Source organism: Acidovorax sp. 93 (assembly GCF_003633835.1).
In the GTDB taxonomy this organism is placed as follows: Bacteria; Pseudomonadota; Gammaproteobacteria; order Burkholderiales; family Burkholderiaceae_C; genus Acidovorax; species Acidovorax facilis.
Genome location: NZ_RBIT01000001.1, coordinates 650,228 through 671,595, shown reverse-complemented (window position 1 = coordinate 671,595; position 21,368 = coordinate 650,228). Strand labels below are relative to the sequence as shown.

Genomic DNA, 21,368 nt, shown 5'->3' with positions numbered 1-21,368 from the left:
CAGACGGCCCTTGCTTCTGCGCGCAGAAGCATGGGCCGTTGTGGCTGGCTGATGGAATGAAATTATATGAGAATAATTCTCAATAGCAACAATTTAAAACCCTTCTTGATGGTGCCTTACAAGCCCAAGCACAGCCGCTTTCTCCGCAAACGTCGGCGCCATCCAGCCATCCAACGTAACACCGCCTGGGCGACTCCAGCCCCTCCCGGACAGACACCCCAAAACAAAGCGACTGGATGCCGAAACATCCAGTCGCTCTTATTTTTATAGCTATTAGCACTTATCCATCAAGCGCCAGGGGGAAAATTTGTTGGAATATTCCCCCATCACTAACCCTACCTTTGCGGTAAAGGGTTGGGGAGAGGGGACGTGCGGTGCAGCTTTACGCTGCCACGGCTTCGCGCTGCGCTTCGGGAGCCTTGGCGCCTTCGGCCGCAGCCACCACCGGCATGCGGATCAGGTGGTCAAACGCACTCAGCGCCGCCTTCGATCCGTCGCCCGCAGCAATCACGATCTGCTTGAACGGCACCGTGGTGCAGTCGCCCGCTGCGAACACGCCGGGGATGTTGGTGCGGCCGTGCGAGTCGACGATGATTTCGCCGAACTTGGACAGCTCCACCGTGCCCTTGAGCCACTCGGTGTTGGGCACCAGGCCGATCTGCACGAACACGCCTTCGAGCGGCACCAGGTGCTCCACGTTGGTGGCGCGGTCCTTGTATTTGAGGCCGTTGACCTTGCCATCGGCGCCGGTGATCTCGGTGGTCTGCGCGTTGGTGTGGATAGTCACGTTGGGCAGGCTCTTGAGCTTGTTGACCAGCACGGCGTCGGCCTTGAGCTGGTCGGCAAACTCGATGAGCGTGACGTGGGCCACCACGCCAGCGAGGTCGATCGCGGCTTCGACGCCGCTGTTGCCGCCGCCGATGACCGACACCCGCTTGCCCTTAAACAGCGGGCCGTCGCAGTGCGGGCAGTAGGCCACGCCTTTGTTCTTGTACTCGGCTTCGCCAGGCACGTTCACGTTGCGCCAGCGGGCGCCGGTGGACAGGATCACCGTCTTGGCCTTGAGCGAGCCGCCGTTGGCCAGCTGCACTTCAATCAGGCCACCGGGCTGCGCGGCGGGGATGAGCTTGTCAGCGCGCTGCAGGTTCATGATGTCCACGCCATAGGCGCGGGTGTGGGCTTCAAGCGCGGCGGCGAACTTGGGGCCGTCGGTTTCGAGCACCGAGATGTAGTTCTCGATGGCCAGCGTGTCATTCACCTGGCCGCCAAAACGCTCGGCCGCCACGCCGGTGCGGATGCCCTTGCGGGCGGCGTACACGGCGGCTGCGGCGCCAGCGGGGCCACCGCCGACGATGAGCACGTCGTACGGGGCCTTGGCGCTGAGCTTGGCGGCTTCACGGGCGGCAGAGCCAGTGTCGAGCTTGGCCACGATCTCTTCGATGGTCATGCGGCCCGAGCCGAACACCTGGCCGTTCAGGAACACCATGGGCACGGCCATGATTTCGCGGTCGGTCACTTCCTGCTGGAAGGCGCCGCCTTCGATCACGGTCGTCTTGATCTTGGGGTTGACGATGGCCATGAGCGACAGCGCCTGCACCACGTCCGGGCAGTTGTGGCAGGTCAGGCTCATGTAGACCTCGAAGTTGAAGTCGCCATCCAGGGCCTTGATCGAATCGATCACATCCTGCTCCACCTTGGGTGGATGGCCGCCCGTCCACAGCAGGGCCAGCACCAACGAGGTGAATTCATGGCCCAGGGGCAGGCCGGCAAAACGCAGGCTGTTGGTGGCGCCCGCGCGCTGCAGGCTGAAGGATGGCTTGCGCGCATCGTTGCCGTCGGTGCGCAGGGTGATCTTGTCGCTGCGCAGGGATTGGATGGTTGTCAGCAGCTCGCGCATGTCGCGCGCCGTCTCACTGTCGTCCAGGGATGCCACCAGCTCAAACGGCTGCTGCACGCGCTCCAGGTAGGCGGCGAGTTGGGTCTTGAGTTGTTCGTCGAGCATGGTGGTGTCCTTTGAATTTGGAGTTGTATGTGGGGAGCGTGATGGCAAGCGGGATTCAGATCAAGCCTGCGGGTCAAACTCCGGGCGTAAAAAAGCCGGACGGCACGGCGCACAGGCGCTATGACGCTGTCCGGCTTCAGAGGCCGAGAAAAGCGAATGCTTAGATCTTGCCGACCAGGTCCAGCGAAGGCGTCAGGGTCTTGGCGCCTTCCTTCCACTTGGCGGGGCAGACTTGGCCAGGGTTGGCGGCGGTGAACTGGGCAGCCTTGAGCTTGCGCAGGGTTTCCGACACGTCGCGGGCGATTTCGTTGGAGTGGATTTCCAGGGTCTTGATCACGCCATCGGGGTTGATCACGAACGTGCCGCGCAGTGCCAGGCCTTCTTCAGGGATGTGCACGCCGAAAGCGTTGGTCAGCTGGTGCGTTGGGTCGCCAACCAGGGGGAATTTGGCCTTGCCCACGGCGTCCGATGTTTCGTGCCACACCTTGTGCGAGAAGTGCGTGTCGGTGGTCACGATGTAGACCTCGGCGCCGGCCTTCTGGAACTCAGCGTAGTTGTCGGCAGCGTCTTCGATTTCGGTGGGGCAGTTGAAGGTGAAGGCTGCGGGCATGAAGATCAGCACGGACCACTTGCCCTTGAGGGACTGCTCGGTCACTTCGATGAATTCACCCTTGCCGTCACGGTTGACGAAAGCGGTGGTCTTGAAGGGCTGAACTTGCGTATTGATCAGGGACATTGCTGTTTCCTTAGTGGTTGGTTAACTGAACAGGACTGAAGTCTAGGCCTTTCGAGACCATCAATCCAATTAATTGATTTGATTGAATCAATTGCCTGTGACTATACAGTGACACCCTGCCCTCAGGCCGGGGCGGGCATTTTGCCCCCTTTTAAACCCCCAAAGACCGCAAGGAAGCCGCTGCAAGAACCACCGCCCACCCGGTCAACCCTTGCGGCATATCAAACATTCAAATACAACTGATTCGCGTTTAGTTTTATCATCTACCGCACTGCAGCAACGCCGCCCATGCCACTTTGCTGCAGTGGGCCAGCCAAAGCTCGACGCCTCTGAAATATTGGTCAAAACGGCCTGCAGCGCTTATTGATAAGCGCAAGCAGCTCATAAATTTATAGCAAAGACCTCAAACACCATGTTCCAAACACTTCTGATCTGTTTCCGCGAAGGGCTGGAAGCCCTGCTGGTGGTGGCGATTGCCACCCTGTACCTGCGCAAGACCGGGCGCCTGCACCTGTTGCTGCCACTGCGCGCGGGCGTGGGCGTGGCAGCCCTGCTCTCGCTGGTGCTGGGCTGGGTGCTCTCGCAGGTGGGTGCGCTGTCGCCCGCAGCCGAGGGTGGCATGGCGCTGGTGGCTGCCGCCACCGTGGCCTGGTGCGTGGTGCACATGCGCCGTGCGGGCCAAGGCATGGGCCAGGACATTGCCCAGCGCATGGACCGCGCCAGTGTGCTGGAAGGCCCGCGCGCCTGGGTGGCGGTGTTCCTGTTTGCCCTCTTCATGGTGGGCCGCGAAGGTGTGGAAACCGCCACCATGCTCGCCGCCCTGGCCCGCAGCGCCGAGTTGGGCTACATGGCCTGGGGCGGCCTGGCGGGCCTGGCGCTGGCCATTGCCATCGCCTGGGCCTGGACGCGCTACGGCCGCGCGGTGAACCTTGCGCGGTTCTTCCGCGTCACGTCGTGGTTCATGGCGGTGTTTGCGGTGCAACTGGTGGTGTATGCGTTCCATGAGTTCACCGAAGGCGCAGCGATACCCGGCATCGACAACGCCTACTGGCATGCGGCCACCGAAGACCTGGCCGAAGGCACCATTGCCCAGGCCATCTCGCTGGCCCTGGTGCTTGTGCCCACGGTATGGCTGGGCCTGGCGCACTGGCGTGAGCGGCGCACGGTGCCATCGTCTGCAGCCGCAACCGCCATGGGCACACAGGCTGCCGCGCCACGCGCCGCACAATAGCCCCGCGCCCGGCCTGCGCAGCCCCATCGGGCCTACCAGGCCGGATGGGGTCAGCCGGGGTGAACGCGAACGCCTATCAACCTCACACGCAGCCAGCGCGCTCTAGCAGGGATATGCCTTGCGCGTGTTGATATGGCTCACGACAATCGGGGCCGAATCAACACAACACAACAAGGAGTCCCCATGAAAGGTGACGCACAGGTCATTGGCCATCTGCAGGCCCAGCTCAAGAACGAACTCACGGCCATCAACCAGTACTTCCTGCACTACCGCATGCTCAAGCACTGGGGCTTCGACAAGCTGGCCAAGAAGGAGTATTCGGAATCCATCGGCGAGATGAAGCATGCCGACTGGCTCATGGACCGCATCTTCACGCTGGATGGCCTGCCCAACCTGCAGGACCTGGCCAAGATCCAGGTCGGCGAAGACGTACCAGAGATCCTGGCCTGCGACCTGCGCGCCGAACAAGGCGCCCAGGCCACCATCAAGGATGGCATCGCCCACTGCGAAACGGTGCGTGACTATGTCTCGCGCGACCTGCTGCAAAAGATCCTGGACGACACCGAAGAGCACATCGACTTCCTGGAAACCCAGATCGATCTGATCGGCAAGGTGGGCCTGCAGAACTACCTGCAATCGCAGATGGGTGACGTGGAGTAACGCCAAGACTGCACCAGAGCGCTCCACGAAAAGTACTAAGAAGAACAACAAAAAAGCGGGCCGAGGCCCGTTTTTTTGTGCCCACGCCATCACCAAGCTCCCCCGATTGCACGGGGCTGCGAAGCACAGCCCTACCCCCATGTCACAAGCTGTTGCAAGCACACATCAAACCAGCGCAAACAGCATTTTTATAAATGCGAATGCTTCTCAACAAAAGTAGAATGCGTTCTTACGACCAAGGCCATTCCTTCTTGCAGATCCCGATCTGCAAGGGCAGGTCCCGTGATTCCCTTTAACACCTAGCCAGCCAGTCAGCCGGGCTCTCCGCCGCTGCAGCCAGCGTTTGTACGTTTGCCGTACGACACCTACTGCCTGGAGCCTTTCTGATGCCGCGCAGCACCGCCAACCCCTGCCCTGCAGGAGTTCTGCTTCTCTCCTTTTTTGAAGGCCGCACCGCCCTGGGTGCCGCCGCAGGTCGGCCATGAAGGCGGCCCGCGTTGACTGGCGCTACCGCCTGGTCATCACCTCCCGCGCCATGGCGGCCATCGCTGGCGGCTATGCGCTGGCGGCAGGGTTCACCGCTGCGCTTTCGCTGGTGTTGGCGCACTGGATGCCGCGCGTGGAGGCCGTGCTGACCGCCACCATGCTGGCCTGGCTGGCCTATGCCATGGCGGCGGGATGGGCGTTTTATGCGCGCACGGCTTGGGGCGCCTGGGGCGGCACACTGCTGCCCGCCCTGGCACTGGGCGCGTGCGCAATGGCGCCGCAATGGATGAGGGGCACGCCATGACAACAGCGACCTCCACCGTGCGCAAGAGCGCCGACCGCGAAGGCTTTCGCCAGGCGATGTCGTGGCTGCACACCTGGGCAGGGCTCATCCTGGGCTGGCTGCTGTTTGCGATCTTCCTCACGGGCACGCTGTCGTTCTTCAAGAACGAGTTCAACCTGTGGATGCGGCCCGAGATGCACGGGCTGCCGCGCACCGACGCGGCCGATGCGCAGGTGGTCCAGAAGTCCGTGGACGCACTGGTGCGCAAGGCCCCTGACGTCACCCAGTGGATCCTGCACCTGCCCGATGACCGCGACCCAGCTGTCAACATGCTCTGGCGCGGCACCGGCAACGGGCGCTTTGAAACGCTGCGCATGAACCCGCAGACGGGCGAGCCCATCGAGGCGCGCCAGACCATGGGCGGTGATTTTTTCTACCGCTTTCACTTCGAGCTGCGCACTGCGCAAAAAGGCCGCTGGACTATCCAAGGCCGCTGGGTGGTGGGCGTGGCCACGATGCTGATGTTTGTGGCGCTGATCACCGGCGTGATCACACACCGCCGCATCTTCAAGGACTTCTTCACCTTCCGCCCTACCAAGGGCGGGCAGCGTGCCTGGCTGGATGCGCACAACGTCAGCGGCGTGCTGGTGCTGCCGTTCTATCTGATGATCACCTTCAGCGGGCTGATGATCTTCCACACGCTGTACATGCCTGCGGGCATTGCCGCCAACTACAAGAACGAGAAAGGCGTGGACTCCAACGCGTACTTTGCCGACCTGCAGGGCGAGAAGCCCGACAGCCGTCCCCGCCGGGGTGCGGGCGACAAGGTGGAGCCCCTGCCCGCCATCACCCTGCAGCCCATCATCGACGCGGCCACCACCCGCTGGCAGGGCGGGCGCATCGGCAGCGTGCAGGCGCGCCGCGATGCCAACGGCCGCGCCGTGGTGGAGGTAACGCGCCACGAAGGCGACCGCCTGCAGTACCGCCCACCGCGCCTGCTGTTTGATGCCACCACCGGCGAGTGGCTGGACCAGGCCGACGCCACCAGCCCCGCCGTCAAGACCTACGGCGTGCTGTATGGCCTGCACATGGCGCGGTTTGCCGATGTGGGCCTGCGCTGGGCGCTGTTCGGTTTTGGGGTGCTGGGCAGCCTGATGATTGCCACGGGCATGGTGCTGTGGTCGGTCAAGCGCAGCGCCAAGTCGCAGACACAGGCCAGCCGCAAAGGGGCGGCCACCGCCACCAGCACCGCGCCCGCTGCGCACCCCCAAGCGCCGTTTGGCGAGCGCCTGGTGGCTGGTATCAACATCGCGACACTGGCTGGGCTGCCGCTGGCCTGTGGCGTGTATCTGGCCGCCAACCGCCTGATCCCTGCGGGCATCGAGGGCCGAGCGGATGCAGAGCTGGCCTGGTTCTTCAGCGCCTGGGGCATCACGCTGCTGTGGGCGCTGGCCTGCGCGGTGGTGCGCCCGCACCGCCTGGGCTGGACGGTGCCGCTGGCCGCTGCGGGCCTGGTGTGGGTCGCGCTGCCGCTGATCAACGCGCTGACCACACACACCCACCTGGGCGTGAGCCTGCCCGCGCGCGAATGGGTGTGGGCCAGCATGGACCTGTCGTTTTTGGCCACCGGGCTGCTGCTGGGCTGGCTGGCGTGGCGTGTGCGCCCTGGTCGCACGCCCCGGCGCGGTGCGCCTGCACGGAGTGCGCGACCCGCGCGACCTGCCCCGTCGGTGCCCGTGGCGCCTGCCGAAACCTCCACCTCGGGAGCCTGAGCCATGTCTGCCTTTCTTCTGTGCTTTGCCGCCTGGTCGACCATTGCGCTGGGCATGGATCGCCACCACGAAGACGCCCTGGGCCAGGAAGGCGCCGCGCGCCGCCTGGTGGCGTTGCGCCGCTCGGGCTGGCTGCTGCTGGTGCTTTCGCTGTGGCTGGCAGCGGCGCACCCGCCGGGGGGCGTGCCTGCATCCCTGGGCGTAACGGCATGGACCGTGGCCCTGTCGGTGGCCGCCGTGGCGGTCACGGCCACCGTCACCTGGCAGCCCCGGCGCACGCCCGAACTGGCTGGCGCCGCCCTGCTGGCGGGCCTGCTGGCGCGGGCGCTGGGGTGGTGATGGCCAGGCTCCACGCTCCCGCAGCCGTGCGCTGAGCCCGCTCGGGCTCGATCTCGCTTTTCTGTTTTCACGGCCCCACCACATCCCAGACAGCGGGCCTTTGCGGCGCGCGCCAGGCCACGAGGTGCAAAGGCTTTTCGCCAACCGCGTTGCGCTCACTCCAAGGAAAACCATGCACGCTTACACACCAACCCCCTATCGCCTCCACCCGCTGGTGGCCGCCCTGCTTGCCACGCTGTGTGGCACGGCACTGGCGCAGACGACGGCGCCGCCCGCTGCAGTTGCGCAGACCACGCCGCTGACGCTGGGCGAGGTCACCGTGCAATCCAGCGCGGACGACGACGGCTATTCGCCCGCCGCCGCCAGCACGGCCACCAAGGGCAGCGCGCCGCTGCGCGATGTGCCCCAGGCCGTGAACGTGGTGCCCGCGCAGCTCCTGCGCGACCAGGGTGCGCGTTCCATGGAAGACGCGCTGCGCAACGTGCCCGGCGTGGCCATGAGCCACGGCGACGGCCAGCGCGACCAGGTGGTGATACGCGGCTTCACCGCCATTGCCGACCAGTTTGTGGATGGCGTGCGCGACGACGCGCTGTACTTCCGTGACCTGGCCGACATCGAGCGTGTGGAAGTGCTCAAGGGCCCTGCCGCGGTGCTGTACGGGCGTGGATCGTCGGGTGGCCTGATCAACCGTGTGACCAAGAAGCCCAAGTTTGGCGAGACCTCGGGCGAGGCATCGCTGGGCCTGGGCAATTTCGACTACCGCCGCGTCACGGCCGACGTGAATGTGGGCATCAGCGACACCGCCGCCTTCCGCATCAACGCCGCCGTGGAAGACTCCGGCAGCTACCGCGACCAGCAGTTCGTCAAGCGCCACAACTTCGCGCCGTCGCTCGCGCTCAAGCTCGCGGCGCAGACCGACCTGCTGCTGCAGTACACCAACGCGCGCGACAAGCGCCTGACGGACTTCGGCATTCCTGCGCTCAACGGCCGCCCAGTCAACGTGCCCGCCAGCACCTACTACGGCTCCAGCAACGCCGCGAAGGACGACACCACCACCAGCACCATGCAGTCGTTCGCAGCCACGCTGAACCACCGCTTCAACGACGACTGGTCGGTGCGCAACGTCACGCGCCTGTACGACTACGCGCTGGACCGTTACAACACCCTGCCCGGCGGCACCACCGACCCGGTGAACCTGACGGTGGGCCGCACGCGCTCGTTCATCCTGCGCGATGAAAAAGGCTTCTTCAACCAGACCGACGTGACGTGGCGCAACCAGCTCGGCGGCTTGAAGCAGGAGTGGCTGATGGGTGTGGAACTGGGCCAGCAAAAGAAACGCTCCGAGTCCGTCACCGGTGGCGCAGACCGCGTGCCACTCTTCAACCCCGGCAACCGCCCTGCTCCCGCCATCCCAGCGGCCAACTACAACGCCGACAGCGCCATCCCCAGCCACACCACGCAAGACACGGCCGCGCTGTACTGGCAAAACCAGATCACGCTGGCGCCCCAATGGAAGGCGCTGGTGGGCGCCCGCTACGACGTCTTCGGGCAAGAGACCACGTTCGACCGCAAGCTCGCAACGCTCTCGCGCACCGACAAAAAGTTCAGCCCTCGCGCGGGCCTGGTGTGGCAGCCGAGCGATGTGGTGTCGTACTACGTGTCGTACAGCAAATCCTTCCAGCCCTCGGCCGAAGCGTTTGCGCTGGCCGCCAACAACACCGGCGCCGAACCAGAGATCACCGAGAACAAGGAAATCGGCGTCAAGCTCGACCTGCTCGATGGCCGCATGAATGTGACCGGCGCGCTCTTCAACCTGGAGCGCACCAACATCAAGAACACCGACCCCGCCAACCCTGGACGCCAGATCAACGTGGGCACCCAGCGCACCAACGGCCTGGAGCTGACCGCCAACGGCCGCCTGCCCGGCCGCTGGGACGTGAGCACCGGCTACGCCTGGCTGGACGGCCGCATGACGAAGTCACTGGCCACCACCACATCCACACAGCTGCCCACCGCCGCCATCGCCGCCCAAGGCAAGGTGCCCGCGCTCACGCCGCGCAACTCCGCCTTCCTGTGGGCCATGAAAGACCTGGGCCACGGCCTGCGCGTGGGCGGCGGCGTGAACTATGTGGGTGCGCGCTTCACCTCGCTGACCAATCTGGTCACCCTGCCCGGCTACACCACGCTGGACGCGGCCCTGCAGTACACGCTGGGCCAGTGGGATGTGGACGTGAACATGAAGAACCTGGCCAACCGCAAGTACTACGTGTCGGCCCACGGCAGCAACGACAACCTGATCCTGCCCGGCTCGCCGCGCGCTGTGCAGGTGACGCTGCGCACGCGGTTTTGATGCAACCAGCAAGTCGCAACGCATGATTTGACGCCAGATTGGCCGCCATCGCTTTGGATATAAGCCCTGGCAGCTATCAAATCTGAAGCAAAACGGAAGCACCTGCGAATGTGCCGATGGGCCATTGCGTCGGCATCGTCACGCGTCGCGGGTGTTCTGTGTACGCAAATAGCCGTCAGGGCGCTGCGTCGATGGAAAGCAGTGGCCAGCGCTCGGCAAACCGCTTCGACTCCACACGTTGCTGGTAGACAGAGAAGCTCGCTCTGAGCGGGTTGTGCCGAACGCGCAGCCCGAACAGATCGTCCAACCCATGCGGGGCCACCACACCAATCGATTCGTCTTGGTTCAGGTAGACGCCCACACAGGTCGCGAACTCTGGCCAGGTTGACACACCTTCTTGCAGCGAGGCCAGCGCAGGGACCACCTGGCCCAGACTGTTTGCGAACCAGTGGTGCACGGTGGCCTGGTTGGTGACCTCCCACTGCACTGCCGGAATGAGCGCGCGGAGGCGGCTTTCGAGGTCGGCATCGGATTGCGGACCGAGCGCTTCGCTGGTGAAGTGCACGACATCCACGTCCTGCAGTTGCAAAGGCGTTTCAAACCCATGCAGGACATCCCACACCAGAGACCGTACGGCGCCCGCACCAATGCACCACGAGTTCAAACCCAGAGAGCGGACTGCCATCAGCGCGGCCATCAAGCAGGTTGAAGAGCGCACCATGGCGATGAGCTTTTGCTCAAGTCCTGGCTGAGACGTTTTGTGGAGGTGCATGATTTTGCTGGACATAGGACTGAAGTGCGTTCCCGGTGCTGGCGCCCCAGATGCCGTTTCGGTCATTGCGCTGAGGTTGCCATGCACCTTGAGCCGGTTGCACGCGAGACACTCTCGCACTGCACCCGACCGCTCTGCCAGGCTGAGACTGGGTATGCTGTGCTGGGCAAGACGATTTCCATGCGAGCCAGCGTGAGCTCGGCACAATGGAAATCCCAAAGGCAGGGAAGTAGAAGCACCCTGCGCCTGCAACCCCAGCCCAGGCCCTAACTCTACAACGAGCTGCGCCGCATGACGGCGCGCTCAAGGCGCGGTACTGCGCAGCCAGCAAGCTGGGCTCGCCGGCCACATATCAGCGTGCAGGTGCGCGCTGCCACTCCACCTTCCAATTCAGCCGTGTGGCCTTGCGCGAGACAGGGCCGTGGTTTTCACCGGCTACGCAGAGGTTGCGGCCGTACTTGAACGAAGGCACGTTCACCGAAGGATTGCCGCTGGCCGAGGACACCACTGTGTCGCAGCTACTTACATCCGGCTCGACTTGGAAGTACGTCTGATAGCTCTTGCCGCGCTCCGGAGTGAACGCCACGGTCACCCGGCAGATGCGGTTTTGCGCCACGCGCGCGTCGATGTAGTAGTGCGACAGAACAAAGGGTTTGCCCGCCGGGATTTGCACGGTCTTGCCCACGGAGGGGTTGTCCACGTCCTTCGTCATTCCACTGAAGGTCGCCAGCCGGATGCCGTCCTTGTGGGGCGAGCAATCTTCGTTCTCGTAAGCCTCAGTGAAGAAGTTGGCGTTGTTGCCAACGATCTTCAGCGTGGCACTGTCGTCGGTGGGTTTGGGCTGGTACTGCGAAGCGCAGCCGGCCAGTGCGATGGCGCACAGGGCAAAGCAGTTTTTCATAAATCGAGGTGTCTTTTTGCGGCCTGAAGGCCCAGTGTTGTAGTAGCGACGAATAAGCGCCCTTGTGGACGCGCCCGCGCACTATAGCCACGGCAGGCGCAGCGACATGGGCAAGCCGTCCACAACTGTGCAGGGGCGCTTGCAGGTGTTGCACGGGCCAAACACTGCCGCGGGAACGAATCCAGGAAGATAGGAATAATTCCCATTTGCAATGTAAAATTCAGTTTCCGCAAGCCACAGCCTCCCGCTTAGACCCGCTCTAAGGCTGCAGCCAGCACCCACCGTTTTTCGACGTTATCGGGTTGTCTGGCTTGAACCACTTCTTCACGTCCCCTGCTGCAGCCATTGCCGCCCCCACGCTGTGGGCAGCCGGTGCGAGCGTGCGCGCCGTCGGCCACGGCCACCCTTCCACCACCCTTCCACCACCCTTCCACCACCCTTCCACCACCCTTCTGCCACGCCATGCTGAGCCCCACCGCCCTGCGCCGCTGGAGCTGGACCCACAAGTGGTCCAGCCTGGTGTGCACCGTCTTCATGCTGCTGCTGTGCATCACCGGCCTGCCGCTGATCTTTCACCACGAAATTGGCCACCTGCTGGGCACCGAGGTAGAGGCGCCTGCGATGCCCGCCAACACGCCACGCGCCAGCCTCGACAAGGTGCTGGCCACTGCGCATGCGCTGCACCCGGATCGTGTGGTGCAGTTCGCGTCGCACGCGGAGGACGATGACAACGTGTGGTTCGTCACGCTCACGCCCACACCGGCGCCCACGGACGATTTCCGCTCCGTGGCGGTGGATGCGCGCACGGGCCAGGTGCTGGCGCAGCCACGGTTTGACGAGGGCTTCATGTACGTGATGTTCAAGCTGCATGTGGACCTGTTTGCGGGGCTGCCGGGCAAGCTGTTTCTGGGCTTCATGGGCTTGCTGCTGCTGGTGGCCATCGTCACGGGGGTGGTGCTGTATGCGCCGTTCATGCGCAAGCTCGCGTTTGGCGAGGTGCGGCGTGATCGCTCGACTCGCGTGAAGTGGCTGGACCTGCACAACCTGCTGGGCATCGTCACGCTGGTGTGGGCGTTTGTGGTGGGCGGCACGGGCATGATCAACACGTGGGCCGATCTGCTCATCAAGTACTGGCAGTACGACCAGTTGTCGGTGCTGCTCAAGCCCTATGAAGGCCAGCCCATCGTGCCCGCCGCAGAGCGCGGGCCGCTGCAGCAAGCGCTGGAGGTGGCGCAGGCCCAGGCGCCGGGCACCAAGCTGTCGTTCATTGCGTTCCCGGGCACAGCGTTCTCCAGCCCGCATCACAACACGTTTTTTCTGCGTGGCAACGAGCCGCTCACCTCGCGCCTGCTCAAGCCCGTGCTGGTGGATGCGCGCACGGCGCAGGTCACTGCAGCGCCCCAGCTGCCGTGGTACCTGACTGCGCTGCTGGTCTCGCAGCCGCTGCACTTTGGCGACTACGGCGGCATGCCGATGAAGATCCTCTGGGCGCTGCTCGACGTTGCCACCATCGTGGTGCTGGGCAGCGGGTTGTACCTGTGGCTCCGCAAAGGTGCGCAGGCGGGCAGCGCCAGCAACGCCAGTACCAGCACCGCCACGGCGGCAGCCACCGTGCACGGCCACACCAGCCTGCCGCCAACGGCTGCCGCACGCACTGGCGGCGCGCTGCCAAGCACGGAGGGCCGCGCATGAAGGCGAGCCCTTTCTGGTCTCTGTGGGGCTGGCCCATCGTGATGGGTGTGCTGACCACCACCGGCCTCATCACGGCACTGGTGTCTGACACCTGGGGCGACTGGTGGTCGTGGGTGGGTCTGGGCATTCCGGTGGCGGTGATGGGCTGGACCTGCTGGCCGCGCACCACGCCAAGGGCCACTGCGCAACGCGCCCATGACAAACCCCACACCGATGCCGACGAAGCGGGCGCCAACGCCAACGCCACGCCACTCTGACCATTCCCCGCATCTTCAGCACGCCATGCGCAATTCCCATTCCTCACGCCGCCCTACCCTGACCCCAGCCGCACTGGCCGCCGCCCTGCTCTTCACACTGGGCGCGCCTGCCGCTTGGGCGCAAGCGACGGCCAGCGGCACCGAGCCCGACGGCAAAACCCTGTCCACCGTCACGGTCAACGCCAGCGCCGACGCATCGGCGCAAGGCCTGTCGCCCGCCTACCCCGGCGGCCAGGTGGCCCGTGGGGGCCGTGCGGGCATCCTGGGCACCAAGGACGCGATGGACACGCCGTTTTCCATCACCAGCTACACCAACGAACTGATCCAGGACCGCCATGCCCGCAGCGTGGGCGATGTGCTGCAGAACGACCCCACGGTGCGCGTGGCACGTGGCTTTGGCAATTTTCAGGAGGCGTTCTTCATCCGGGGGTTCATCCTCGATTCGGACGACACGGCCTACAACGGCCTGTACAGCCTGCTGCCACGCCAATACATCGCCACCGAACTGTTCGAGCGTGTGGAGGTGCTGCGCGGCGCATCGGCCTTTTTGAACGGCGCCAGCCCCAACGGCGGCGGCCTGGGCGGCAGCATCAACCTGCTGCCCAAGCGCGCGCCCAACGAGCCTTTGAACCGCGTGACCTTTGGCGTGGCCAGCGCCGGCCAGACGCAGGTGGCGGCCGACATTGCCCGGCGCTTTGGGCCCGATGGCAATACGGGCATCCGCGTGAATGCGGCTGCCCGCAATGGCGGTACGGCGGTGGACCACGAAGACGTGCAGCTCGGCCTGCTGGCCGTGGGCCTGGACTGGCGCAGCCGCGATGTGCGCCTGTCGGGTGACATCGGCTGGCAGGACCACAAGCTCAAGAACACCCGCACCAACGTTACGCTGGGCAGCGCTGTGACCACGGTGCCGGGCGTGCCCGACAACCAGACCAACTTTGCCCAGCCCTGGAGCTACTCCAACGAACGCGATGTGTTCGGCACGCTGCGTGGCGAGTGGGACCTGTCGCCCAGCACCACGGCCTGGGCTGCGGCGGGCGCGCGCCGTGGCGAAGAAGCCAATTCACTGGCCAACCTCACGGTGACCAACGCCGCCAGCGGCGCCGCCACCACCTACCGCTTTGACAACACCCGCAAGGACAGCGTGAACACCGGCGAGTTGGGCCTGCGTGGCAAGCTGCAGACCGGCAGCGTTGGGCATGAATGGGTGGCGGTGGCGTCGCACTACGACTTCGAAAAGAAGAACGCCTACGCCATGGATTGGCGCAACACGCACGCCACCAATCTTTACAACCCCATAGCCACCAACCTACAGGGCTTCAGCGCCAACACCCTGTTTGGCGGCGACCTGGCCAATCCCCTTCGCACCGGCAGCACGCGCCTGTCCAGCGTTGCGCTGGGCGACACGATGGCTTTCATGGACAACCGCATGCTGTTCACTGTGGGCTTGCGCCACCAGAAGATGGAGATCGCCAATTACGACTACGGCACCGGGCTGCAGACCGACCGCTACGACCAGAGCCGCACCAGCCCGCTGCTGGCCGCTGTCTACAAGGTCAACAAGGGCCGGTCGGTGTATGCCAACTATGTGGAAGGCCTGAGCCAGGGCCAGACCGCGCCCAGCACGGCCACCAACCGGGGCGAGATGCTGGCGCCGTATGTCTCCAAACAAAAGGAAGTGGGCATCAAGTTTGACGCCGGCCGCGTGGGCGGCAGCGTGGCGCTGTTTTCCACCACCAAGCCGCGTGCGTTTTTGAACGCGGCCAACCTCTTCAGCACCAGCGGCAAGGACCGCCACCAGGGCATCGAGCTGGCCGTGCAAGGCGAGGCCACCAAGGGCCTGCGCCTGCTGGGCGGCCTGACCTGGCTGGATGCCAAGCAGCAGACCACCGGCGCTGCCGCCACCGACGGCCAGCACGTCATCGGTGTACCCAAGCTGCAAGCCAACCTGGGGGCGGAATGGGACGTGCCCGGCGTGCCGGGCCTGGCCGTGGACGGCCGCTGGGTGCACACCGGCGCCAGTTATGCGAACGCGACCAACACCCTGCGCGTGCCCGGCTGGAACCGGCTCGACGTGGGTGCCCGCTATATGACGGAAGTGCAAGGCAAGCTCGTCACACTGCGCGCCCGCATCGACAACCTGACCAACCGCAACTACTGGGCCTCAGTCGGCGGCTACCCCGGCTCGGGCTACCTGGTGGTGGGTGCGCCGCGCACCTTGTCGCTGAGCGTGAGCGTGGACTTCTAGAGCGGCACCCCGCGCCACACAGGCACTGCCAAGACCCGTTTCAGGGTCAAAAAGCCACCCAGCGCTTATCCAAAAAGCGCAGGCAGCTATCAAAAAATGAGTTTTTTCCCCCGTAGCGCCGGGGGTGTGGAGCACTGCGCTCCGCTGTTTTTTGCTGTCACTAAAACCACCGAAAGGAAAACGTCCATGTCCTCGAACCAACGCCTCCAAGCCCCGCTGCTGTCCGCCCTGCTGGCCTGCGGCGCCCTCACCGCGGTGAACTCCGCCCAAGCCCACCAGGTCTGGCTCGAAAACGCTGGCGGCCAGGCGCGCCTGCACTTTGGCGAGTTCAACGAGAACCTGCGCGAGACCTCGCCCGGCCGGCTGGACCAGTTCAAGGGTGTGCCCGCACTGGAACAACAACGCGCAGGTGCCGCCGCCCAGCGCGTGGAAGGCCAGCTCGCCAAAGACGCTTTTGTCTACACCACCACGGGCACGCCCGACACGCTGTTCGCCGCCGCCACCTACCCGCTGATCGACCGCAGCAAGCGCAACCTGCCTGCCATGATCTGGCAGCCCTCGGCCCGCTGGGTGGCCAGCCTGGCCAAGCCCGTGGCACCCACCGCGCCGCTGGACCTGGTGCCCACCGGCAAGCCCGGCGAGCTGAAGGTGGTCTACAAGGGTGCGCCGCTGCCCAAGGCCAAGGTGCAGCTGGCCGCCCCGTCGGGCTGGACGCGCGAGGCCGAGGCAGGTGAAGACGGCACGGTGACCTTCGTCACCCCCTGGAAGGGCCAGTACGTGGCCGAGGTGAAGCACAGCGACAAGACCCCCGGCGAAGTGCAAGGCGAGAAGTACGGCGAAGCCAGCTACGTGACCACGCTCACGTTTGTGCTGGCCGACGGCATGGCGTCGCCCGCCCTGCCCGAGCCGCCCAAGGCCCACTGAGCCCCGGCTGCCGCCACCGCCGATTCGCTAGCCGCACAAATCACCGCCCTCTCGCGGCGCGTGGTACTGCCTTGGCACGCCCCGGCGGTCGGCATTCATATCAAACAAAAAGGGCTGTAGCGCTTTACCGACAAGCGCCAACAGCTATTAATATGATAGCGCCATGATTCGCCCCAATCTCTTGCGCACCGCTGTGGCGCAAGCCGCACTGCTGGCTGTGTGCGGCACCGCGTTCGCGCAGAACAGCACAGCACCCGCACCTATACCCTCCGACGCTCCAGCAGCCGCCCCCTCCTTGCGCCAGGTCGATGTCATCGACTCCACGGCAGGCGAAGCCGCCACGCCCGCACGGCGCGCGCAAAGCAGCTCGCGCCTGGGCCTGTCGGTGCTGGAGACGCCGCGCTCGGTCAGCGTGATCGACAACGCGTTGCTGGAGCAGCAGATGGCCACCACCGAGCGCGATGTGCTGCGCAATGCCTCGGGCGTGTCGTCGCGCAGCGAGTACTACGGCTCGTACTCACAGTTCTCCATCCGGGGGCTGTGGGCCAACAACACCTACAACTTCCTGCGCGACGGCGCCAAGTTCGTCCACCTTCTGGATCCACCGCTGTTCAACATCGAGCGGGTGGAAGTTATCAAGGGCCCGGCCGCGCTGGAGTTTGGCCAGGTCGCACCGGGCGGCCTCGTCAACTACGTGAGCAAGCGCCCCCAGGCCGACCCACTGCGCACCGTGAAGATCGGCACAGGCAGCCATGGCTGGCGCAGCGCCGACTTCGACCTGACCGGCCCGCTCACCACCGATGGCACGCTGCGCTACCGCCTGGACGGCGGCGCCAGCCGGGGCGGCAGTTTTGTGGATGGCAACACCCCGCGCAAGCAAGGCATTGCGGGCAGCCTGGAGTGGCAGATCACGCCCGACACCGTCTGGCGCGCGCAGGCCGAGACCCAAAGCATCGACGGCACTTCGACCTCCGGTTTGGCCGTGCCCGACCCCAAGAATCCACGCAGCGCGGATGTGCTGCCGGTGGGCGCGTTCTACGGCGAGCCCTGGTTGAAAACCGATGGCCATCTGCGCTTTTATTCCACCGAGCTGCAGCACCGCTTTTCGGACCAGCTGGAAGGCCGCGTGCACCTGTCGCGCAACGAGACCTTTCGCAACGTGAACATCGTGTCGCCCATGGGCCCGGTGACCAACGGCCGCGTGGCGCGCGGCTACTGGATGGCGCCGGGGCAAAAATACACGTCGGACACGGCTCTGGCCGAACTGCGCGCGCAGCTGCAGACCGGCGCGGTCAAGCACACGGTGCTGGCAGGCCTGGACTGGCGCGCCATTGCGGGCTTCTATGGCGCGCGCACCACAGGCAACCTGGGCGCCATCGACCTCTACAACCCCGTTACAGGCCTGTTGCCACCCGTGGCCTCCACCGGCGTGGGCAAGCTCTCCTCCGACGCCCGCAACACCGGTGTGTTTGTGCAAGACCGGATGGTGCTGGGCGATTTCGGCCTGTTGCTGGGCCTGCGCCACGACCGCTTCAAAGACGCCTACACCACGCCCGTCACCGACGTGAGCAAGACACAGCCGAGCGCGGCGATCAGCTGGGAGCCCCGCCCGGGCAGCATGCTCTACGCGAGCCATGCGCGCTCTTTCCAGGCCAACTCGGGCACGATGGTGTGGGGCGCGCAGTCGGCCCCGCCCTCAGAGGGCAAGCAGCTGGAGGTGGGCTGGAAGCAGGAATGGCTGAACCAACGCCTGATGACCACCGTGTCGGCGTTTGACCTGGAACTGACCAACGCCCCCGCCACCGACCCGGCGCACCCCGGCTACTCGGTGCTCACCGCACGCCAGCGGATCAAGGGCATCGAGCTGGAGCTGCAGGGCCGCATCACGCCCGGCTGGACGGTGACGGCCAACGCCAGCTTCCACGACCCCAAGGTGCTGGCCGACACCACGGCCGGTGCCAACGTGGGCAACCGCGTCGAGCGGGCCACGCGCCGCAACGCATCGCTGTGGACACAGTACCGCCTGCCGCAACTGCCCGGCCTGTGGGTGGGTGGTGGCCTGGTGCACCAGGGCGACAAGTTCACGGCCAACGACAACAAGTGGCGCCTGCCAGGCTACACCGTGGTCGACCTGGCCGTGGGCTACCAATTTGCGGGTGGCGTGCGGCTGCAGGCCAACCTGAAGAACGCGGGCAATCGCCGCTACTACATCGACGGCACCACCACCGCCGCCGGTTTTGGCGCCGTGGTGCCCGGCACGCCACGCAGCCTGCAGGTGTCGCTGGACTACACGTTCTGAAGACCGGCGCCAAGGCTGCGCCTGTCCCATCGCCAGCCCCGAAAGCCAAGCGCTCCTGGCACTCCAGGCGCGCCACGCGCCGTGCCTGGCCTTCGGGCCCGCCCCCTTTTTTCAACCATCGGAGAAACAGCACCATGCAATCTGGCATCACCGTTTGCCGCACCGCCATCGCGCACGCGGCCCTGCTCGCCCTGTGCGGCGCGGCCCATGCGCAGCAGGCCACCACCACAGCCACCACCGCCCCCACCGCTCCCACGGCGCCCGCTGCAGAGAAAGCCCTGGCCCCCGTCACCGTGAGTGCGGGCGCCGAGCAGGAAAGCCCCACCGCGCCGGTCACCGGCTTTGTGGCCAAGCGCGCCCTGAGCGCCACCAAGACCGACACCCCGCTCATCGAAACCCCGCAGGCCATCAGCGTGATCACCCGCGACCAGATGGAGGCCCAGGGCGTGCAGACGCTGCGCCAGGTGACGGCGTACACGGCAGGCGCCGTGTCCAACTATTTCGACAGCCGCGTGGATAGCTTCAGCGCACGCGGCGGCACCGTCAGCCAGTACCAGGACGGGCTGCTGCGCACCTACGGCACCTACAACACCAGCCGCCCCGACCCGTACACGCTGGAGCGCGTGGAGTTTCTGCGCGGGCCCACGTCGGTGCTGTATGGCCAGGGCAGCGTAGGCGGTGTGCTCAACCTCACGAGCAAACGCCCGCAGGCCGAAACGCTGCGCGAAGTGCAGGTGCAGCTGGGCAACAACAACCGCAAGCAGATTGCGGCCGACATGACCGGCGCCCTGGACAAGGACGGCCAGTGGCTCTACCGCCTAGTGGCCGTGGGACGCGACAGCGGCTCGCAGGTGGACCATGTGAGCGACGACCGCATGGTGCTGATGCCATCGCTGACATGGAAGCCCAATGCCGACACGTCGCTGACGCTGCAGGCCCTGCACCAAAAGGACAAGAGCGGCTCGCTCATCGGCTTCTTCCCGTGGCAGGGCACGCAGCTGGCCAGCCCTTACGGCCAGATCCCGCGCAACACCTTCATCAGCGAGCCGGGCTGGGATGCGTATGACACCACCAACAACTCGTGGGGCTACATCTTCAGCCACCGTCTGAACAGCGACTGGACAGTGCGCCAGAACCTGCGCCGCACCGTGAGCGAGGTGGACTACCGCACCATCTACACCAGCTTTACCGCCAACGCAGCCACGGGCCGCCCAGCACGCCCCGTGTTCAACGCGGACAACCGCACCGTGGTGCGCGACGCGGTGTGGAACATCAACACCGGCCGCATGTTGCTGATCGACACGCAGCTGGAAGGCAAGCTCAAGGCAGGCAGCACCGAACACACGCTGCTGGCGGGCCTGGACGTGCAGCGCAACCACACGGGCCAGCAGGCTTGGCGCGCCGTGGCGCCCGCCATCGACGTGTACAACCCCGTGTACGGCAACTTCACGCCGCCCACCGCGTCGCAGCTGGTGCGCCAGCCCAGCGTGGAGCAGAAGCAGCTGGGCTTTTACCTGCAGGACCAGATCAAGTGGGATCGCTTCACCGCCACGGTGGGCCTGCGCCACGACAACGCCAAGACCGACACCGAAGGCCGCCCCGCAGCTGCGGTGAACGACAAGGCCTGGAGCAAACGCGCTGGCGTCACATACCAGATGGACGGCGGGTGGGCACCGTATGCGGGCTACTCCGAGTCGTTCCAGCCCCTGGGCGGTGTGGACGCCTATGGGACGCCCTACAAGCCCCAGCGCGGAGAGCAGTGGGAGGCCGGTGTGAAGTGGCAGCCGCCTGGCCAGGGCATCAACGCCTTCGCCGCCGTCTACCAGCTGCGCGAAAAGAACCGCAAGACCACCGACCCGGGCAACCCGCTCAACAGCCTTCAGATCGGCGAGGTCAAGGTCAAAGGTTTTGAGGCCGAAGTGCAGGCCAGCCTGGCGCGCAACTGGGACTTCACGGTCGGCTACGCCTTTACCGACGCCAAGATCAGCCGCAGCAACACCGGCGACCAGGGCCAGCCCGTTGCCAGCACCCCGCGCCACACCGCATCCGCCTGGTTGAGCCACCGCTTCGCCAGCGAAGGCCGTGGTGGCTGGACGGTGGGCGCTGGCGTGCGCTACACCGGCTCGCAGTGGAGCGGCACCAGCGCCATCAGCACCCCGGCCGCCACGCTGGCCGATGCCATGGTGGCCTACGACGCAGGCGACTGGCGCGTGGCCTTCAACGTGGTGAACCTAGCGGACAAGGTGCACATCACGCAGTGCCTGGCGCGAGGGGATTGTTTCTATGGGCAGGCGCGGACGTACACGCTGACTTCGACGTACCGGTTCTAACGACTGGCAGGGGCACCCCAAGCGCACTGGGGATACGCCGTGCGGTGCCCCAACTTAGCCCCCACTCTGCCTCGGCATTCATGCAC

The 21,368-nt window shown here is 65.4% G+C and carries 16 protein-coding genes; 12 read left to right on the top strand and 4 right to left on the bottom strand.

The features are described from left to right. Positions 1-382 precede the first annotated feature (382 nt). Complete coding sequence (ahpF, locus tag C8C93_RS03040) at positions 383-2,002, bottom strand: alkyl hydroperoxide reductase subunit F (protein WP_121505871.1); 1,620 nt, start codon at positions 2,000-2,002, stop codon at positions 383-385. A gap of 160 nt (positions 2,003-2,162) precedes the next feature. Next, positions 2,163-2,738, bottom strand: coding sequence for an alkyl hydroperoxide reductase subunit C (gene ahpC, locus C8C93_RS03035; RefSeq protein ID WP_055398629.1), 576 nt, complete (start codon positions 2,736-2,738; stop codon positions 2,163-2,165). A gap of 412 nt (positions 2,739-3,150) precedes the next feature. Between ahpC and C8C93_RS03030 the strand changes: the two genes are divergently transcribed. The 6 genes from C8C93_RS03030 (at position 3,151) to C8C93_RS03005 (ending at position 9,859) form a co-directional block, all read left to right on the top strand. Next, positions 3,151-3,969, top strand: coding sequence for an FTR1 family protein (locus tag C8C93_RS03030; protein ID WP_055398628.1), 819 nt, complete (start codon positions 3,151-3,153; stop codon positions 3,967-3,969). Between the two features lie 183 nt (positions 3,970-4,152). Beyond that, complete coding sequence (bfr, locus tag C8C93_RS03025) at positions 4,153-4,629, top strand: bacterioferritin (RefSeq protein ID WP_055398627.1); 477 nt, start codon at positions 4,153-4,155, stop codon at positions 4,627-4,629. A gap of 481 nt (positions 4,630-5,110) precedes the next feature. Further along, positions 5,111-5,419 carry a DUF3649 domain-containing protein gene (locus C8C93_RS03020; protein WP_121505870.1) on the top strand — a complete coding sequence of 103 codons (309 nt, stop codon included), beginning with the start codon at positions 5,111-5,113 and terminating at the stop codon, positions 5,417-5,419. Beyond that, entirely contained in the window at positions 5,416-7,170 is a 1,755-nt protein-coding gene (locus C8C93_RS03015; protein WP_121505869.1) for a PepSY domain-containing protein, read from the top strand. Before C8C93_RS03020 ends, C8C93_RS03015 begins: the two co-directional genes overlap by 4 nt. Before the next feature lie 3 nt (positions 7,171-7,173). Continuing rightward, the gene (locus C8C93_RS03010; RefSeq protein ID WP_121505868.1) at positions 7,174-7,509 is read left to right on the top strand and encodes a DUF3325 domain-containing protein; all 336 of its coding nucleotides are present in this window, start codon (positions 7,174-7,176) and stop codon (positions 7,507-7,509) included. Between the two features lie 172 nt (positions 7,510-7,681). Next, positions 7,682-9,859, top strand: a complete 2,178-nt coding sequence (locus C8C93_RS03005; protein WP_121505867.1) for a TonB-dependent siderophore receptor — start codon at positions 7,682-7,684, stop codon at positions 9,857-9,859. 175 nt (positions 9,860-10,034) lie between these two features. On the opposite strand, the gene C8C93_RS03000 is transcribed toward C8C93_RS03005, so the two are convergent. After that, positions 10,035-10,544, bottom strand: coding sequence for a nucleotidyltransferase family protein (locus tag C8C93_RS03000; RefSeq protein ID WP_370108095.1), 510 nt, complete (start codon positions 10,542-10,544; stop codon positions 10,035-10,037). Positions 10,545-10,983: 439 nt separating this feature from the next. Beyond that, on the bottom strand, positions 10,984-11,532 hold the full coding sequence (locus C8C93_RS02995) for a hypothetical protein (RefSeq protein WP_121505866.1): 549 nt from the start codon (positions 11,530-11,532) through the stop codon (positions 10,984-10,986). A 462-nt stretch (positions 11,533-11,994) separates the two neighbouring features. On the opposite strand from C8C93_RS02995, the gene C8C93_RS02990 reads away from it, so the two are divergent. From C8C93_RS02990 to C8C93_RS02965, 6 genes are all read left to right on the top strand, one after another. Next, a complete protein-coding gene (locus tag C8C93_RS02990) occupies positions 11,995-13,224 on the top strand; it encodes a PepSY domain-containing protein (protein WP_121505865.1) in 1,230 nt (409 codons plus the stop codon). Beyond that, on the top strand, positions 13,221-13,481 hold the full coding sequence (locus tag C8C93_RS02985; RefSeq protein WP_121505864.1) for a hypothetical protein: 261 nt from the start codon (positions 13,221-13,223) through the stop codon (positions 13,479-13,481). The genes C8C93_RS02990 and C8C93_RS02985 overlap by 4 nt, the downstream gene beginning before the upstream one ends. Before the next feature lie 25 nt (positions 13,482-13,506). Beyond that, positions 13,507-15,729 carry a TonB-dependent siderophore receptor gene (locus C8C93_RS02980; RefSeq protein ID WP_121505863.1) on the top strand — a complete coding sequence of 741 codons (2,223 nt, stop codon included), beginning with the start codon at positions 13,507-13,509 and terminating at the stop codon, positions 15,727-15,729. Positions 15,730-15,915: 186 nt separating this feature from the next. Continuing rightward, positions 15,916-16,653 (top strand): TonB-dependent receptor, encoded by a 738-nt coding sequence (locus C8C93_RS02975; protein WP_121420656.1) that lies wholly within the window; start codon positions 15,916-15,918, stop codon positions 16,651-16,653. A 163-nt stretch (positions 16,654-16,816) separates the two neighbouring features. Next, positions 16,817-18,952, top strand: coding sequence for a TonB-dependent siderophore receptor (locus C8C93_RS02970; protein WP_121505862.1), 2,136 nt, complete (start codon positions 16,817-16,819; stop codon positions 18,950-18,952). Between the two features lie 134 nt (positions 18,953-19,086). Next, positions 19,087-21,282: a TonB-dependent siderophore receptor gene (locus tag C8C93_RS02965; RefSeq protein WP_121505861.1), complete on the top strand. Its 2,196-nt coding sequence runs from the start codon at positions 19,087-19,089 to the stop codon at positions 21,280-21,282. Positions 21,283-21,368: the final 86 nt, after the last annotated feature.

Excerpts from the sequence above, each read along its gene's own strand:
- C8C93_RS03000 (WP_370108095.1), bottom strand. The coding sequence starts at position 10,544 with ATGGCAGTCCGCTCTCTGGGTTTGAACTCGTGGTGCATTGGTGCGGGC.
- C8C93_RS02975 (WP_121420656.1), top strand. The coding sequence starts at position 15,916 with ATGTCCTCGAACCAACGCCTCCAAGCCCCGCTGCTGTCCGCCCTGCTG.
- ahpF (WP_121505871.1), bottom strand. The coding sequence starts at position 2,002 with ATGCTCGACGAACAACTCAAGACCCAACTCGCCGCCTACCTGGAGCGC.
- C8C93_RS03020 (WP_121505870.1), top strand. The coding sequence starts at position 5,111 with ATGAAGGCGGCCCGCGTTGACTGGCGCTACCGCCTGGTCATCACCTCC.
- C8C93_RS03010 (WP_121505868.1), top strand. The coding sequence starts at position 7,174 with ATGTCTGCCTTTCTTCTGTGCTTTGCCGCCTGGTCGACCATTGCGCTG.
- C8C93_RS02995 (WP_121505866.1), bottom strand. The coding sequence starts at position 11,532 with ATGAAAAACTGCTTTGCCCTGTGCGCCATCGCACTGGCCGGCTGCGCT.
- C8C93_RS02980 (WP_121505863.1), top strand. The coding sequence starts at position 13,507 with ATGCGCAATTCCCATTCCTCACGCCGCCCTACCCTGACCCCAGCCGCA.
- C8C93_RS03030 (WP_055398628.1), top strand. The coding sequence starts at position 3,151 with ATGTTCCAAACACTTCTGATCTGTTTCCGCGAAGGGCTGGAAGCCCTG.
- C8C93_RS02990 (WP_121505865.1), top strand. The coding sequence starts at position 11,995 with ATGCTGAGCCCCACCGCCCTGCGCCGCTGGAGCTGGACCCACAAGTGG.
- C8C93_RS02965 (WP_121505861.1), top strand. The coding sequence starts at position 19,087 with ATGCAATCTGGCATCACCGTTTGCCGCACCGCCATCGCGCACGCGGCC.
- ahpC (WP_055398629.1), bottom strand. The coding sequence starts at position 2,738 with ATGTCCCTGATCAATACGCAAGTTCAGCCCTTCAAGACCACCGCTTTC.
- bfr (WP_055398627.1), top strand. The coding sequence starts at position 4,153 with ATGAAAGGTGACGCACAGGTCATTGGCCATCTGCAGGCCCAGCTCAAG.
- C8C93_RS03005 (WP_121505867.1), top strand. The coding sequence starts at position 7,682 with ATGCACGCTTACACACCAACCCCCTATCGCCTCCACCCGCTGGTGGCC.
- C8C93_RS02985 (WP_121505864.1), top strand. The coding sequence starts at position 13,221 with ATGAAGGCGAGCCCTTTCTGGTCTCTGTGGGGCTGGCCCATCGTGATG.
- C8C93_RS03015 (WP_121505869.1), top strand. The coding sequence starts at position 5,416 with ATGACAACAGCGACCTCCACCGTGCGCAAGAGCGCCGACCGCGAAGGC.
- C8C93_RS02970 (WP_121505862.1), top strand. The coding sequence starts at position 16,817 with ATGATTCGCCCCAATCTCTTGCGCACCGCTGTGGCGCAAGCCGCACTG.